14 protein-coding genes are annotated in these 13,132 nt (G+C 72.8%); 10 read left to right on the top strand and 4 right to left on the bottom strand.

Features of this window, described 5'->3' with window-relative positions:
* Positions 1-142 precede the first annotated feature (142 nt).
* Positions 143-2,338 (top strand): ATP-binding protein, encoded by a 2,196-nt coding sequence (locus tag AMETH_RS11015; protein ID WP_017981515.1) that lies wholly within the window; start codon positions 143-145, stop codon positions 2,336-2,338.
* A gap of 66 nt (positions 2,339-2,404) precedes the next feature.
* On the opposite strand, the gene AMETH_RS11010 is transcribed toward AMETH_RS11015, so the two are convergent.
* Entirely contained in the window at positions 2,405-3,199 is a 795-nt protein-coding gene (locus AMETH_RS11010; RefSeq protein ID WP_017981514.1) for a DivIVA domain-containing protein, read from the bottom strand.
* 580 nt (positions 3,200-3,779) lie between these two features.
* On the opposite strand from AMETH_RS11010, the gene AMETH_RS11005 reads away from it, so the two are divergent.
* The 9 genes from AMETH_RS11005 (at position 3,780) to AMETH_RS10970 (ending at position 9,820) form a co-directional block, all read left to right on the top strand.
* Complete coding sequence (locus AMETH_RS11005; protein ID WP_017981513.1) at positions 3,780-4,487, top strand: 4-carboxy-4-hydroxy-2-oxoadipate aldolase/oxaloacetate decarboxylase; 708 nt, start codon at positions 3,780-3,782, stop codon at positions 4,485-4,487.
* Positions 4,484-5,524 carry a 4-oxalomesaconate tautomerase gene (locus tag AMETH_RS11000; protein ID WP_017981512.1) on the top strand — a complete coding sequence of 347 codons (1,041 nt, stop codon included), beginning with the start codon at positions 4,484-4,486 and terminating at the stop codon, positions 5,522-5,524. The genes AMETH_RS11005 and AMETH_RS11000 overlap by 4 nt, the downstream gene beginning before the upstream one ends.
* Before the next feature lie 17 nt (positions 5,525-5,541).
* On the top strand, positions 5,542-6,087 hold the full coding sequence (locus AMETH_RS39895; RefSeq protein WP_223843111.1) for a VOC family protein: 546 nt from the start codon (positions 5,542-5,544) through the stop codon (positions 6,085-6,087).
* Complete coding sequence (locus AMETH_RS39890) at positions 5,997-6,443, top strand: VOC family protein (RefSeq protein ID WP_223843110.1); 447 nt, start codon at positions 5,997-5,999, stop codon at positions 6,441-6,443. Before AMETH_RS39895 ends, AMETH_RS39890 begins: the two co-directional genes overlap by 91 nt.
* A 21-nt stretch (positions 6,444-6,464) precedes the next feature.
* Positions 6,465-6,977, top strand: a complete 513-nt coding sequence (locus AMETH_RS37895; protein WP_017981511.1) for a hypothetical protein — start codon at positions 6,465-6,467, stop codon at positions 6,975-6,977.
* On the top strand, positions 6,977-7,567 hold the full coding sequence (locus AMETH_RS39110) for an MFS transporter (protein ID WP_017981510.1): 591 nt from the start codon (positions 6,977-6,979) through the stop codon (positions 7,565-7,567). The genes AMETH_RS37895 and AMETH_RS39110 overlap by 1 nt, the downstream gene beginning before the upstream one ends.
* Positions 7,564-8,319, top strand: coding sequence for an MSCRAMM family protein (locus AMETH_RS10980; protein ID WP_017981509.1), 756 nt, complete (start codon positions 7,564-7,566; stop codon positions 8,317-8,319). The genes AMETH_RS39110 and AMETH_RS10980 overlap by 4 nt, the downstream gene beginning before the upstream one ends.
* 302 nt (positions 8,320-8,621) lie before the next feature.
* On the top strand, positions 8,622-9,425 hold the full coding sequence (locus AMETH_RS10975; RefSeq protein WP_017981508.1) for a class I SAM-dependent methyltransferase: 804 nt from the start codon (positions 8,622-8,624) through the stop codon (positions 9,423-9,425).
* A 92-nt stretch (positions 9,426-9,517) separates the two neighbouring features.
* Positions 9,518-9,820 carry an STAS domain-containing protein gene (locus AMETH_RS10970; protein WP_017981507.1) on the top strand — a complete coding sequence of 101 codons (303 nt, stop codon included), beginning with the start codon at positions 9,518-9,520 and terminating at the stop codon, positions 9,818-9,820.
* Positions 9,821-9,872: 52 nt separating this feature from the next.
* Here AMETH_RS10970 and AMETH_RS38670 read toward each other — a convergent pair whose 3' ends face one another.
* The 3 genes from AMETH_RS38670 to AMETH_RS10960 all read right to left on the bottom strand — a co-directional run bounded on the left by AMETH_RS38670 (position 9,873) and on the right by AMETH_RS10960 (position 13,117).
* Positions 9,873-10,028 (bottom strand): DUF6131 family protein, encoded by a 156-nt coding sequence (locus AMETH_RS38670; RefSeq protein WP_017981506.1) that lies wholly within the window; start codon positions 10,026-10,028, stop codon positions 9,873-9,875.
* A gap of 174 nt (positions 10,029-10,202) precedes the next feature.
* The gene (locus tag AMETH_RS10965) at positions 10,203-11,783 is read right to left on the bottom strand and encodes a gamma-glutamyltransferase (RefSeq protein ID WP_017981505.1); all 1,581 of its coding nucleotides are present in this window, start codon (positions 11,781-11,783) and stop codon (positions 10,203-10,205) included.
* The gene (locus AMETH_RS10960) at positions 11,783-13,117 is read right to left on the bottom strand and encodes an MFS transporter (protein WP_017981504.1); all 1,335 of its coding nucleotides are present in this window, start codon (positions 13,115-13,117) and stop codon (positions 11,783-11,785) included. Before AMETH_RS10960 ends, AMETH_RS10965 begins: the two co-directional genes overlap by 1 nt.
* Positions 13,118-13,132: the final 15 nt, after the last annotated feature.

Genomic DNA, 13,132 nt, shown 5'->3' with positions numbered 1-13,132 from the left:
GGCTGAGGCCCCGATGTGGCGTGAAGACCGGCTGTGCGCGCAGCTGCCGGCCGGGTCCGCGGACCCGGCCGGCCACCCGGGCGGACGCTGTGCGCGGCGCCTCCGCCGGGCCATACTGATCGTCCGACAAGGGTGGAGCCTGATGACCGAGCGAGCGACATTCGGCGCCGAATTGCGCAGGCTCCGCCGAGCGGCGGGAATCTCGCTGACCGAACTCGCGGACCGCGTGCATTACAGCAAGGGCTACCTCAGCAAGGTCGAAACCGGCCGGACCGCCCCGAATCCCTCGCTCGCCGCGCTGTGCGAGGCCGAACTCGGCGCGCCGGGAGCGCTGACCCCGCTGCTGCCCGGTGCGGCGGCCCCTCGGCGCCGCACCCGGCCCGAGCCTCGTCCCTCGGGCCTGCCGCCTGCGGTGAGCACCTTCGTCGGCCGGGACGAGGAACTTTCCAGGGTGCGCGAGGCGCTGGAGGCCGACGGCGGCGTGTGCGTGATCTCGGGCCTGGCCGGTGTCGGCAAGACGGAACTCGCGGTGCGGTGCGCGCACCGGTTCGAGGCCTCGTTCGCCGACGGCTGCCTGTTCGTCGACCTCCGCGGGCCCGGCGGAAGGGCGGCGGAGCCCCCCGAGGTGCACGACCGCCTGCTCCGGGCCCTCGGTGTGCCGCCCGAAACGATCCCGGCCGCCCCGGACGACCGCGCCACCCTGTACCGCGCCGGGCTGCGGGGCCGCAGTGTCCTCCTCGTCCTGGACAACGCGGTGAGCTCTGCTCAGGTCAGGCCCCTGCTGCCGGCCGAGCCGAAATGCCGGGTGCTGATCACCAGCCGGTCCCGGCTCGCCCCGCTGGACGAGGCGGCGCAGGTTCCGCTGGACGTGTTGTCCCCCGCCGCCGCGGCAGAGCTCTTCTCCTCGCTCGCCCGCTGCGGGCCCGGTGACGCGGTGACGCGGATCGTGAGCCGCTGCGGACATCTGCCGCTGGCCGTGCGCATCGCCGCCGCGCGGCTGCGTACGCGTCCGGCGTGGGACGTGCGGGAACTGGATCGCAGGCTCGCCGACGCGAACGCCCGCCTGCGCGAGCTCGACGACGGCGAACGCAGTGTGCGCGCGGTGTTCGAACTGTCGGCACAGCACCTTCCCGCCGACGAAGCCCGGCTGCTCGGCCTGCTGGCCCTGCACCCCGGACTCGAATTCGACCTCGGATCGGCGAGCGCGCTCGGCGGCCACGAGGACCACGAGACCGACCGGCTGCTCGATCGCCTCTACGACGCCCACCTCCTCAGCCAGCCGTCCGCGGGCCGCTACGCGTTCCACGACCTGGTGAAGTCCTTCGCCCGAGAGCACATCCTCGCCACTCTCGACCGGCCGGACGTGGCACAGGCTCAGCGGCGCTTGCTCGACTTCGCGGTCCGGACCGCGCAACTCGCCGATCGCCTCATCGCGCCGCTGCGGTTCCGGCCCACCGTCGAGATGGCCGGTGACGCACCCGCGCCCGCGGATCCGGCGACGGAACAACAGGCGCTGGACTGGTTTCGGCTCGAATGGCGCGCCCTCGCCACGCTGTGCCGCGCGGCCGGGGAAGACGGTCACCACGCGCGGTGCTGGCAGCTCGCGTACTTCCTGCGAAACTACTTCTTCCGGATCAAGGCCTGGGACACCTGGTGCGACACGCACCGCGCCGCCCGCGCCGCCGCGGAGGCGGCCGGTGACCAATGGGCCCAGGCTGCCACCACCGCGAACCTCGGGGTCGGCCTGATCGACCGCGGTGACATCCGGGGCGCGTCGGAGTGCTACCGGGAGGCGCTGGCGCTCTACCGCGAGATCGGCGACGAACACGGGGAGAGCACCGTGCTCGCCCACCAGGCGTGGGCCAGGCACTACCTGGGAGATCACCGGGGAGCACTCGCGGACCTGCGCGAGGCCCTGAAGTTCTACGAACGGGTGGGCAACTCACGCAATGCCGCTATCACCCGCCGCGGCATGGCGCTGGTCCTGACCGCGCTGGGGCGGGCCGCCGAAGCGGCCGAGCTCGCCGCCGCCACGCTCGACGTGTTCGACCGGCTCGACCTCGGCTTCGACGCCGCGATGACCCTGAACTGCCTGGGGTGGGCGTACTTCCACCTCGCCGACCACACGCGCGCCGGTGCCGCCTACCAGGAAGCGGTCGCGCGGGCGGAGGCCTGCGGAAGTCCCCACGAGGCCGCGCGCGCCTACACCGGTCTCGGCAACATCGCCATGGCACGCGGTGACGAGGAGCAGGCAGTCGCATGGTGGGAACTGGCCGACGAAGCACATCCGGCCCTCGACCCGCTCATCCTCGGCGAGGCGCGGGTGCGTGGGGCGTGACCTCCGCGCCGTTACAGGAAGAGGGGTGCGGCGCGTCGCGGCGCACCCCTCTTGCTGGGGCGTTCGTCAGTTCTCGGCTGCCGCGGCGGCGGCTTTTTCCTGCTTCGCCTGGCGGCGGGCCTTCGCCGCGAGGATCGCGGGGCTGATCTTGCCCGTTTCGGCCGGCTTACGGGGCTCCGGCGCGTCCGGGATCTCGTCCGCGGGGGTCTCGTCCACATCGGACTCCGGTGCCTCGACAGGCTCAGCTTCCACGATCCCCGCGACGGGAGCGTCCTCATCGGACACCGTGGTCGACGCTTCGTCGTCCGCTCCGGTCGACAGCAACGGCATCGCGGGCGGTTGGAGCTCCGGGGTGCGTGCGGCCTGCTCGGCCGCCGAATCGATGATCTCGCCGATCCGCACCAGCTGCGCGAGCAGCGTCTTCCGGGTGCCGCGCAGGCATTCGACCTCCTGCTCGGCCCGGTGGATCATCGCCAGCGCCTCCTCGTTCGCCTGCTTCGCCAGGTCTTCACGCTGACGGCGGGCCTCGTCGGCCTGGTCCTCGTACGCCTTGCGGATCTCCGCGGCGTCCTTTTCGGCCTGTTCGCGGATCTCCCGCGCTTCCAGCTCGGCCTGGGCGATGATCCGCTCGACCCGGGCGCCGATGTTGCCGGAGCCCACCACCTGCAGCGGGACCAACGTGTCACCGCCCAGTTCGGACAGGCGCCGCTCCTTCTCCTCCAGCTCGCTCGCCAGGTGCCCGGCCCGCGCGCGCAGCCGGCGGATGTAGGCGTCGACCTCCCGGCGGTCGTAACCACGCAGAGCCGCCGAGAAGTTGATCTCGCGCTCGGCCAGGATGTCATTGCCACCGCTGTTGACCATGTCCCCGAGTCTCGATCGCGCCACCCGGCCCCGCAAACGGCTGTTCCCCGTTCGGCTGAAGATCGACGAGTGCCGGCTACCCTCGCGGCGCCGCCACCGGCCATCGCACCGTGACGACCGGGCGTTCCGCGCACTCCGTTCGTGCGGACGGCGGCCTGAAACGCCCGGAAGCGACTGCCCGCCGTGAGCAGCAGGTCCGCGTCGGTCACCGGTACGGGTGGTATCACGCTTCCGGCGAGACCGGGGCCGGCCGGCCGGGCACCGCTCGCCCCCCGGCCCTACCGCGCCGGCGCGAGCCGGAGGACAGTGGGGCCAGGTCTCGTCATTGCCCGGGCAGCGACGCCGACCAGGTCCCCGGTGGTTCAACCCGAGTGCCCCGGGGCCGCCGGCCCGGCTCGCCACGGCCACTGGGACGCCGCCCAGCCACGTGCACCACGTTGAACTTGCCACGCGGCGCACGATCATGCACACAAGATTGTTGACAATTTTGGCCGCAAAAAGCATGCTGACTTGAGCACGACCCGAAGCGAGGAGAGGAAGCCATGCCACAGCCGGCCACCGGCGCCGAGGAGGTCCCCGCGTGAACAAGGTGATCGTCACCGACCCGCCCCGCGCCGACGGCGACGACGTCGCCGCACTCGCGGAGTTCGGCGTCGCGACCGTGCACGAGGCGCTGGGCCGCACCGGCCTGCTCGGCCCGGACCTGCGGCCGATCCAGGACGGCGCCCGCATCGGCGGCACCGCCGTGACGGCCCTGTGCTGGCCGGGCGACAACCTGATGATCCACGCCGCCGTCGAGCAGTGCCGCCCCGGCGACGTCCTGGTCGTCACGACCACGTCGCCCTCGCGGGACGGGCTGTTCGGCGAGCTGTTCGCCACCGCCCTGCAGCACCGCGGGGTGCGCGGGCTCGTGATCAACACCGGGGTGCGGGACGTCGCGGACCTGCGCGCGATGGGGTTCCCGGTGTGGTCGGCCGCGGTGAGCGCGCAGGGCACCGTCAAGGCGACCGCGGGCTCGGTCAACATGCCGGTCGTGATCGGCGGGCAGGCCATCCGCCCTGGCGACGCGATCCTGGCCGACGACGACGGCGTGCTGTGCGTGCCACGTGAACTCGTCGGCGAGGGGCTGCGCGCGTCGCGGGCCCGCGCGGACAAGGAAGAGGCCACGCGGCAGGCGTTCCGCGCCGGCGAGCTGGGCCTGGACCGCTACGGGCTGCGCGAGAAGCTCGCCGACCTCGGCGTCCGGTACCTGACGGCCGAGGAGTACACGAAGCTGGAGCGCGAATGAGCGTGCGGTGCATGCTGATGCGGGGCGGCACGTCCAAGGGCGCGTACTTCGTGGCCTCGGACCTGCCCGCGAACCCCGCCGAGCGCGACGACCTGCTGCTGCGGATCATGGGCACGCCCGACCCGCGGCAGCTCGACGGGCTCGGCGGCGCGCAGCCGGTCACCAGCAAGGTCGCGATCGTCTCCCCCGCCGAGGGCGACCGGGACGTCGACTACCTGTTCCTGCAGGTCGGCATCGAGGATGCGACGGTTTCGGACCGGCAGACTTGCGGCAACCTGCTCGCCGGCGTCGGCCAGTTCGCCGTCGAGCGCGGCCTGGTGCCCGCCCGTGGCGAGCGCACCACCGTGCGCGTGCGGATGGTCAACACCGACTCGATCGCGGTGGCCACGTTCGCCACCCCCGGCGGCCGGGTCGACTACCACGGCACGACGGCGATCTCCGGCGTGCCCGGCACCGCCGCGCCGGTCGAGCTGGAGTTCACCGGCACCGAGGGATCGGTGTGCGGCAGCCTGCTGCCCACCGGGAACGTCGTCGACGAGATCGGCGGCATCCCGGTGACCTGCGTGGACAACGGGATGCCCGTCGTCGTGGCGCGCGCCGCCGACTTCGGGATCACCGGCTACGAGCCGGCGGAGGAGCTGACCGGCCTGGCCGGCCGGATCCAGGACCTGCGGCTGGAAGCCGGGAAGCTGATGGGGCTCGGCGACGTCAGCGGCGCGTCGGTGCCGAAGACCACGCTGGTGGCCGCGCCGCGGGACGGCGGCGCCATCAGCACCCGGACGTTCATCCCGCTGCGCCCGCACCCGTCGATCGGTGTGCTGGGCGCGGTGAGCGTGGTGACCGCGCTGATGCTGGAGGGCGCGGCCGGTCACGAGCTGTTCGCCGCGCCGCCGCCCGGTTCGCCGGTCGGCGTCGAGCACCCGAGCGGCACGCTGGAGGTCGGGGTCGAACTGGCCCCCGGGCCCCGTGTGGCGCGCTCCACCGTCATCCGCACCGCGCGGAAGTTGTTCGACGGCACCGTTTTCCCCCGTCCCTGACCATCCGGAAGGCGCCGATGCCCCACCTCGAACCCTCGCCCCGGCACGAGATCGCGCACCTCGGTCACGTCGAGCTGCTCACCCCGGAACCGGAGAAGAGCCTGGAGTTCTTCGTCGACGTCCTCGGCCTGACCGAGAACGGCTCGCGGGGCGATTCCGTCTACCTGCGCACGTGGGACGACCACGAGCACCACAGCGTCAAGCTGACCGCCGCGAAGACCTCGGGCATGGGGCGGACCGCGCTGCGCGCGTCGAGCGAGGACGCGCTGAAGCGGCGCGTCGCGGCGATCGAGGCGCGCGGGCTGGGCATCGGCTGGGAGGACGGCGACACCGGGATCGGGCCGACGTACGTGTTCCGGGACCCGGACGGGCACGAGATGGAGATCTACTGGGAGACCCAGAAGTACGACCCGCCCAAGCACCTGCCGCCGTCGCTGAAGAACCAGGCCCAGGCGTACCCGGCGCGCGGGGTGTGCGTGCGGCGGCTCGCCACGTCAACTACCTGGCCCAGGACGCGGCGGCGAACGGCGGCTTCATCTGCGACGCGCTCGGCGGGCGGGTGACCGAGCAGATCCGGCTGGACAACGGCGTGATCTCCGGGCAGTGGACGCACTTCGCGCAGAAGTCCTACGATTTGGTCTACACCAATGACTGGACGCGCTCGTCCGGGCGGCTGCACCACATCGCGTTCGCGACGGATACGCGGGAGGACATCCTGCGGGCCGCGGACATCGCGCTGGACAAGGGCGTGTTCATCGAGACGGGGCCGCACAAGCACGCGATCCAGCAGACGTTCTTCCTGTACGTCTACGAGCCCGGCGGCAACCGGATCGAGCGGTGCAACCCGACCGCGCGGCTGCCCATAGCCGGCGCACAGGTTGTTCTGCGGGTGCTCTCAGGCCGGCCGGTCACGATGTGAGCCCGGACAGGAGGACGCCCCGTGCACGACGACGAGAAGCCCCGCGACGAACCGGCGGCCAGGCCATCGGCCGACGACGTGACCACGCACGCGCAGACGCCGCACGCGGCTGCGGCCGGCGATGCTGCGGCGGCTCCTGCCGCACCCGCTGGCGGGGCCGCGCCGACGCAGGCACCCCACGCCACCCCAGCCGGGAACGCGGCCGCAGCGGCGCTTCCCGCCGGGGCGGCCGCCGTTCCCGGCGTGCCGTCCGGCGCTCCCCCGCGGCCCGCCAAGCCGGGGCGGCGGCTGGGGATCGGCGTCGTGGCCGGGATTGCCGCGGCTGTGCTCGCCGTCGGGGGCGTGGGTGGCTTCGCGATCGGACGGGCGACCGCGGGTTCCAATGACGGCGGGCGCCCCGGCTACGGGCAGTTCGACCGGATGCCCCGCGGCTACGGCCAGCCGCCGGGCTTCGGGGAGCGCGGGCAGTACGGGCGCGGGTCGGACAACGGCGGGTCCAGCACTCGATCGGGTACGGGCTCAACATCGTGTTGATGGGCGAGGTCTGGCAGCTGCTGATCGCCTCGTGCGTCATCGGCGCCGGGATCGGCCTGTCCTACGGCGCCATGCCCTCGCTGATCATGTCCGCGGTGCCGGTGTCGGAAACCGCGTCGGCGAACAGCCTGAACACGCTGATGCGCTCGATCGGCACGTCCACCTCCAGCGCGGTGGCGGGTGTGGTGCTGGCGCAGATGACCGTCTCGCTGGGCCCGGTCACCGTGCCGTCGCAGGACGGGTTCCGGGTGGTGCTGGCGATCGGCGCGGGCGCGGCGCTGGTGGCATTGTTCGTCGCCGCGTTCCTGCCCGCGCGGCGGCGGGCCGCGGCCGGGCGGAGCGTGTCGGGCACTGTGCGTGGCGCGCGTGGCGCGGCGGTGGTCACGGTGACCGCGCACCGCGCCGACGGGAGCGTCGCGGCGAGCACGGCGGCCGGTTCGGACGGCGGGTTCGCGCTGGCGGCGCTGCCCGCGGAGCCGCTGACGCTGGTGGCGGTGGAGCACCCGGCTGTGCACGAGACGGTTTCGGTCGGCGCCGGGGTCACGCAGCGGCACGACATCGACTTGGTAGTGCGAGAGGAGCGGGCATGACCACGACGGCAGAGGTGACGCTCAGCGGACGGGTGCGCAGCGGGCGGCGCGCGCTGCCGGACGTGACCCTGACGTTGACCGACCGGGTCGGCGCGCAGGTGTCCCGCGCTCGCACCGGCGCGGACGGGTCGTTCCGGCTCGGCGGGCTCGCGCCCGGCAACTACGTGCTGATCGTGTCGCGCGCGGGGTTCCAGCCGCAGGCGACGGTCGTCACGCTCGAGGCCGGGGCCGTGCCGTTGGACGTGACGCTCGAACCCGCGACCAGCGTGCGCGGCGTGGTGCGGGACCGGCACAGCGGGCGGCCGATCGCGACGGCGGCGGTGACGGCCGTCGGGGCGGGCGGGGAGGTCATCGCCAGCACGGTGTCCGATCCGGACGGTGGCTACCGGATCACCGGTATCGACGCCGGTGAGATCACGCTGGTGGCGGCCGCGCCGGGCGCCGATCCGGTGGCCACGGTGGTGCCGCTGGGCGGCGGGCGGGAGCACGAGGTCGACCTGGAGCTGGACACGCACAGCACCCTGACCGGCACGGTGACCGCAGGCGGCCGCCCGGTCGCCGGACTGGCGCTGGAGCTGCGGGACGCGTCCGGCCGCGCGGTGGCCACGGCGGTGACGGACGCGGACGGAACCTACCGGTTCGAGCGGGTGCATGCCGGGCAGTACACGCTGACGAGCGCGGCGGGGCGCCCGGTGGTGACGACGATCCCGCCCGATGCGGTGACCGCGGAGCTGGTGCTGGAACGTGCTTAGTGGCGGGCCGCGACCGGGCTCGCGTAGCCGGATCGCGGCGTTTGGCGCCTTTTGGTAACAGCGATGGCGCAAGGTGGGCGGCCACCGACCGGTGACCGCCCCCGCTGTCAGTGCCACGTCGTGCTGCACGAGGTCACCGCGGGCGGCGTCGAGCGCCCCGCCGGTCCGTGGCTCTGGTGGTGCAGCACGACGCGGTGCCGGCGCTGCTGCCGGTCACCGTGCGGGAGATGATTTCCCGAAAACCGTCCTCAGCCGGGACAATCTGCTCGACGCGTGGCACTGACGACCAGGATGGAGCAGCCATGAATCCGGAGACGGCGGCCGGGGTGTTCACCGCGGCCAGATCGGAGTTCGCCGCCTGGTCGGGCCGCCTGTGGCGGCCGCTCGGCGAGATCCTCACCTCGGTGGCGCGGCCGCGGCCGCGCGAGCGCGTCCTCGACGCCTGCTGCGGCACCGGCGCCTCCGCCATCCCGGCCGCCCGCGCGGTGGGGCCGGACGGCGCGGTCGACGCGATCGACGTGGCCGAGGGACTGCTCGACGAGGGGCGCCGGGAGGCGGCCGCACTCGGGCTGGGCAACCTGCGCTTCGCGGCCGCCGACGTCCTCACCTGGCCGCACGACGGCTACGACGTCGTGCAGAGCTCGTTCGGGGTGTTCTTCTTCCCGGACATGGACGCGGGCAGCCGACGCCTCGCCGGGCTGCTGAAGCCCGGCGGCCGGTTCGCGGTGAGCACCTGGCGGGGCGACGGCATGTCCCGCATCGTCCCGATCGGACGCGCCGCCGCGCTGCCCGACCGCCCGGAACTGGAGGACGCGCCGCCGCGGCCCAACCACAGCGCCCGCGTCGACACGGCGGGCAAGCTCGCGGACTGGCTGTCGTGGATCGGCCTGCGGGACGTCGAGGTGCGGGAGGTCGCCTACGTGCAGCCGCTGCACCTGGAGGACGCCTGGACGTTCTACCTCGGCTCGTCGATGCGCGGCTTCGTCGGCGGCCTGTCCGCCGACGCGCTCGACCGGGTCCGCGCCCGCTTCTTCGACGGGCTGCGCGAGGCCGGGCTCGACACGCTCGACGCAGGCGCTCTGATCGGTGTCGGACGACGGCCCTGAAACCACTTCGCCGTCACCCCATCCGGTGAATCCGCGCCGAGACACCTCCCCGGAGGTTGAACCCTGTTCAGACTGTCCGCGGAGGTGATGGCGTGGCGGACCGGGCTGAGGTGGACATCCGGACGGCGGTGGTGGACGACGAGGTCGTGCGCGTGCACGTCGCCGGGGAGGTGGACCTGCTGACCGTCCCGTCGCTGGCCGAGGCGCTCGCCGCGGCCGGGCGGCTCTCGCCCCGGCTCATCCAGGTCGACCTGTCCGCTGTTGACTTCCTGTCGGTGTCCGGCGCCGCCGAGCTGGCCGAGGCGGCAGCGCGGATCCCGGTCCAGGTCGGACCGGCCAGCCACGCGTCCAGGGTGGCGCTCGCCGCCGCGGGACTGGACCACCTGCTCGCCTGACCGGACAGTGCCGGCCCTCCGAAGAGAGCCGGCACTCGACGTGTGGTCCGGATCAGTACCAGTGTGCCCTGCCGCCGACCTTCCGGCCGGTGCCACCGAGGATCGCCAGTGCCGCACCCACGACCAGGAGCACGATCCCGATCGTGCAGATGATGTTGATGCCGGTCAGCAGACCGACGATGAGCAGGATGACGCCAAGAACGATCATGGCAACTCTTTCTGCCTGCAGGACGGGCCGCGCCGCCGGTCGTGCTCCGATGGGGACCGGCCAGCGATACCCGGACGGGTGATCGGGCAACCCGGTACGTCCCGGTACGAGGCGAAGTTGCTGCGTCGCGATCACAACGTTGCGCCACGTAGACCAAGAGCGTTTGCGAACCGGTCAGTACCCTTCCGCTCCGCCGTTGCGGCGGGGGTCCGCACAGGACCGCAGCAACCCGCCGTGCAACGTGATGCCCTCGAAGTTGCCGGTCAGCGAATGCCACGGCCCGAGATCATGCAGCCACAACCCGCGTTCGGCGCAGCGCCGGCGGAACTCGCGGTCCACGCCCGGAGCGAACCCGTGCTCCAGCGTGACGCCCGGCAACCACCCGGCGGCCGGTTCGTGCGGCCGCACCCCGAAGCGCGGCGCCGCCACCGACTCCTCGATGGACATCCCGAAGTCCACAAGGTTCACCAGGTTCTGCAGCACGCACGCCACCAGCGACACCGACGGCGACCCGGACGCGATGACCGGCACGCCGTCACGCAGCACCAGGTTGGGCGCCAGGTAGACGGTGGCCCGCTCCCCCGGCCACGGCACGCAGCGCTGGAAGAACGACCCGCCACCGGAGAGCTGGAACCCCTCCGCGAACAGCCCGTTCACCCACGGCGAGGCCATGTGGGAGTGCGTGACCGAGGCGATGTCGCGCCGCTCGTCCACCACGGTGATGTGGATCGTGCCGGGCACCGGCGTCGGCACGGCGCGCGGCAGCGCGCCGAGCCGGTCCATCCGCCGGGCCGCGAAGTCCTTGGACAGCAGCGTTTCCAGGTCGGCGGCGGCCGTGCGCGGTGGCGCGTAGTACACCTCGTTGTGCACGGCGACCAGCAGGTCCAGCGTGTCCACGCAATCGTGCGCCGGGCCCGGCAGGTCCACCAGCTCCAGCATGTTGAGCGCCTCGATGAGCTGGCACCCGCCGTCGTCCGGTGGCGCGGAGGCCACGACCTCCACGTCCCGGTAGGTGCCACGCAGCGGCTCGGACCACTGCGCCTCGTACGCGGCGAAGTCCTCGGTCGTGATGACCCCGCCGACGCGGGCGCACTCGGCGGCGAACGCCCGCGCGAAGTCGCCCAGGTAGTAGTCCAGGTCCTCGTCCCGCAGCCGTTCCAGCGTGCGCGCCACCCGGTCCTGCCGCAGGGTGCCGCCCGGCGCGACCAGGGTGCCGCCCGGCAGGAACGCCTCCCGGGCCTGCTCGTGGCACCCGAGTTCGGCCCGGTGCGCGTACATCTCGCCGAACAGGTAGGGGTTGACCGCGAACCCGTCCCGCGCGACCTGGATCGCGTCCCGCAGCAACCGGTCGCGGGACAGCCTGCCGAACCGTTCGTGCGCGGCGCGGAAGGCCGGCCACCAGCCGGGGACGGGGACGCCCCGGCCGGTGGTCAGGTCGGCCCCGGTGAACCCGGGCAGCGGCGCGAGCGGGGCGGCGACGTTGCCGTTGAGGTAGCTCGCCTCGCCGCTCGCGCCGTCCCAGTGCAGCATCTCCAGTCCGCCGGTCAGCGCCGTCATGTGTGGTTCGACCACCAGCTGGGCCGCCGCTGCCGCGAGCGCCGCGTCGGCGGCCGTGCCGCCGTCGCGGAGCACGTCGAGCCCGGCCCGCACCGCGAGCGGGTGCGAGGTGACCACCATGCCGCGCTCGGCCTCGACCGGCTCCTTCGGGCCGTAGGCGGCCGAGCGGGCCAGCTCGTCCGCGGTGCGGGCGTCCATCAGGACTCCGCCAGCGACTTGCGGCGCTGCTCGTCGACCGCGGCGGGCATCGCGAACAGGGCGACCAGGATCGAAACGGCGCAGATCGCCGTCATGTACCAGCCGAACGCGGCGTTGGTGCCGGTGAGGTCGAACAGCCACACCGCGATGAGGCCCGCGGTCGAGCCCAGCGCGGTGGTGCCGATGTTGTAGTTCAGCGCCGACGCGCTGGCGCGCACCTCGGCCGGGAAGCTCATCACGTAGGCCGTGGTCAGCGGCGCACCGACGAAGTTGTTGATGAAGGTGAACGCGACCACCGCGACGACCGCCAGCCACAGCGAGCCGGACCCGATGGCGAGGAACGTCGGCACGGTCAGCACGACGAACAGGCCGTAGCCGACCACGAGCGGGATCCGCGCGCCGTGCTTGTCGGCGAGCTTGCCACCCCAGATCGCTGGGATCGGACCGATCGCGTAGGTCAGCAGGGAGGCGAGCAGCGCGTTGTTCTCGGCGAACCCCGCCTTGACCATCGCGGTGACGAAGTAGGCCTGGATGACGAACGAGCCGACGCGCTGCCCGGCGCCGAGGCCGATCGCGCGCAGCATCGCGCCCCAGTGCTCGCGCACGGCGGTGCGGAACGGGGTCTGCTTGACCTTGCTGCGCTCGGCCAGTTCGGCCATTTCCTTGAACTGCGGGGTTTCCTCGACGTGACGGCGGATGTAGATGCCGACCAGCGCCATCGGGATCGACAGCAGGAACGGGATGCGCCAGCCCCAGTCGTTGAACGCCTGCGCCGGCATCACGGAGATCACCAGGTAGGACACCAGGGTGGCGAGCAGCGGACCGACCGAAGTGGACGCCACGGACAGCCCGGCGAGGTAGTTGCGCCGGTTGCCGCGCTCGTGCTCGAAGATGAAGTTGGCGGCCGTGGTGTACTCCACGCTGGCCCCGATGCCCTGCAGGACCCGGCAGAACAACAGGATCATCGGCGCCGCGATCCCGATCGCCGCGTAGGTCGGCAGCAGCCCGATGCCGGCGGTGCCGACGCTCATCACCGCGATCGTCAGCAGCAGCACGAACCGGCGGCCCTTGAGGTCGGCCAGCGGTCCCAGCACGATCGCCGCCAGCGGCCGCAGCGCGTAGGACAGCACCACGCCCGCGTAGGTCGACAGCAGCGCGGCGGTCGCGTTGCCCTCCGGGAAGAACTGCCGGGAGATGATCACGGCCAGAGTGCCGTAGAGGCCGAAGTCGTAGTACTCGACGACGTTGCCGAGCATCGCGGACATGAGCACTTTGCGCCGCGAGCGCAGGTCCGTCGAGGCGGGCGCGGACGCCCGCGTGTCGTGGTCGGTCAACGGATCTCCTTGCGG

The sequence above is a fragment of the Amycolatopsis methanolica 239 genome, from assembly GCF_000739085.1.
Classification (GTDB): Bacteria; Actinomycetota; Actinomycetes; order Mycobacteriales; family Pseudonocardiaceae; genus Amycolatopsis_E; species Amycolatopsis_E methanolica.
Note: the sequence above shows the minus strand (reverse complement) of the source record. Positions and strands in the feature narration are given on the sequence as shown.

What these genes read in the sequence shown, in the direction of transcription:
- AMETH_RS11015 (WP_017981515.1), top strand. Translation starts at nt 143, where the DNA reads ATGACCGAGCGAGCGACATTCGGCGCCGAATTGCGCAGGCTCCGCCGA.
- AMETH_RS11010 (WP_017981514.1), bottom strand. Translation starts at nt 3,199, where the DNA reads ATGGTCAACAGCGGTGGCAATGACATCCTGGCCGAGCGCGAGATCAAC.
- AMETH_RS11000 (WP_017981512.1), top strand. Translation starts at nt 4,484, where the DNA reads ATGAGCGTGCGGTGCATGCTGATGCGGGGCGGCACGTCCAAGGGCGCG.
- AMETH_RS39895 (WP_223843111.1), top strand. Translation starts at nt 5,542, where the DNA reads ATGCCCCACCTCGAACCCTCGCCCCGGCACGAGATCGCGCACCTCGGT.
- AMETH_RS39110 (WP_017981510.1), top strand. Translation starts at nt 6,977, where the DNA reads ATGGGCGAGGTCTGGCAGCTGCTGATCGCCTCGTGCGTCATCGGCGCC.
- AMETH_RS10980 (WP_017981509.1), top strand. Translation starts at nt 7,564, where the DNA reads ATGACCACGACGGCAGAGGTGACGCTCAGCGGACGGGTGCGCAGCGGG.
- AMETH_RS10975 (WP_017981508.1), top strand. Translation starts at nt 8,622, where the DNA reads ATGAATCCGGAGACGGCGGCCGGGGTGTTCACCGCGGCCAGATCGGAG.
- AMETH_RS38670 (WP_017981506.1), bottom strand. Translation starts at nt 10,028, where the DNA reads ATGATCGTTCTTGGCGTCATCCTGCTCATCGTCGGTCTGCTGACCGGC.
- AMETH_RS10965 (WP_017981505.1), bottom strand. Translation starts at nt 11,783, where the DNA reads ATGGACGCCCGCACCGCGGACGAGCTGGCCCGCTCGGCCGCCTACGGC.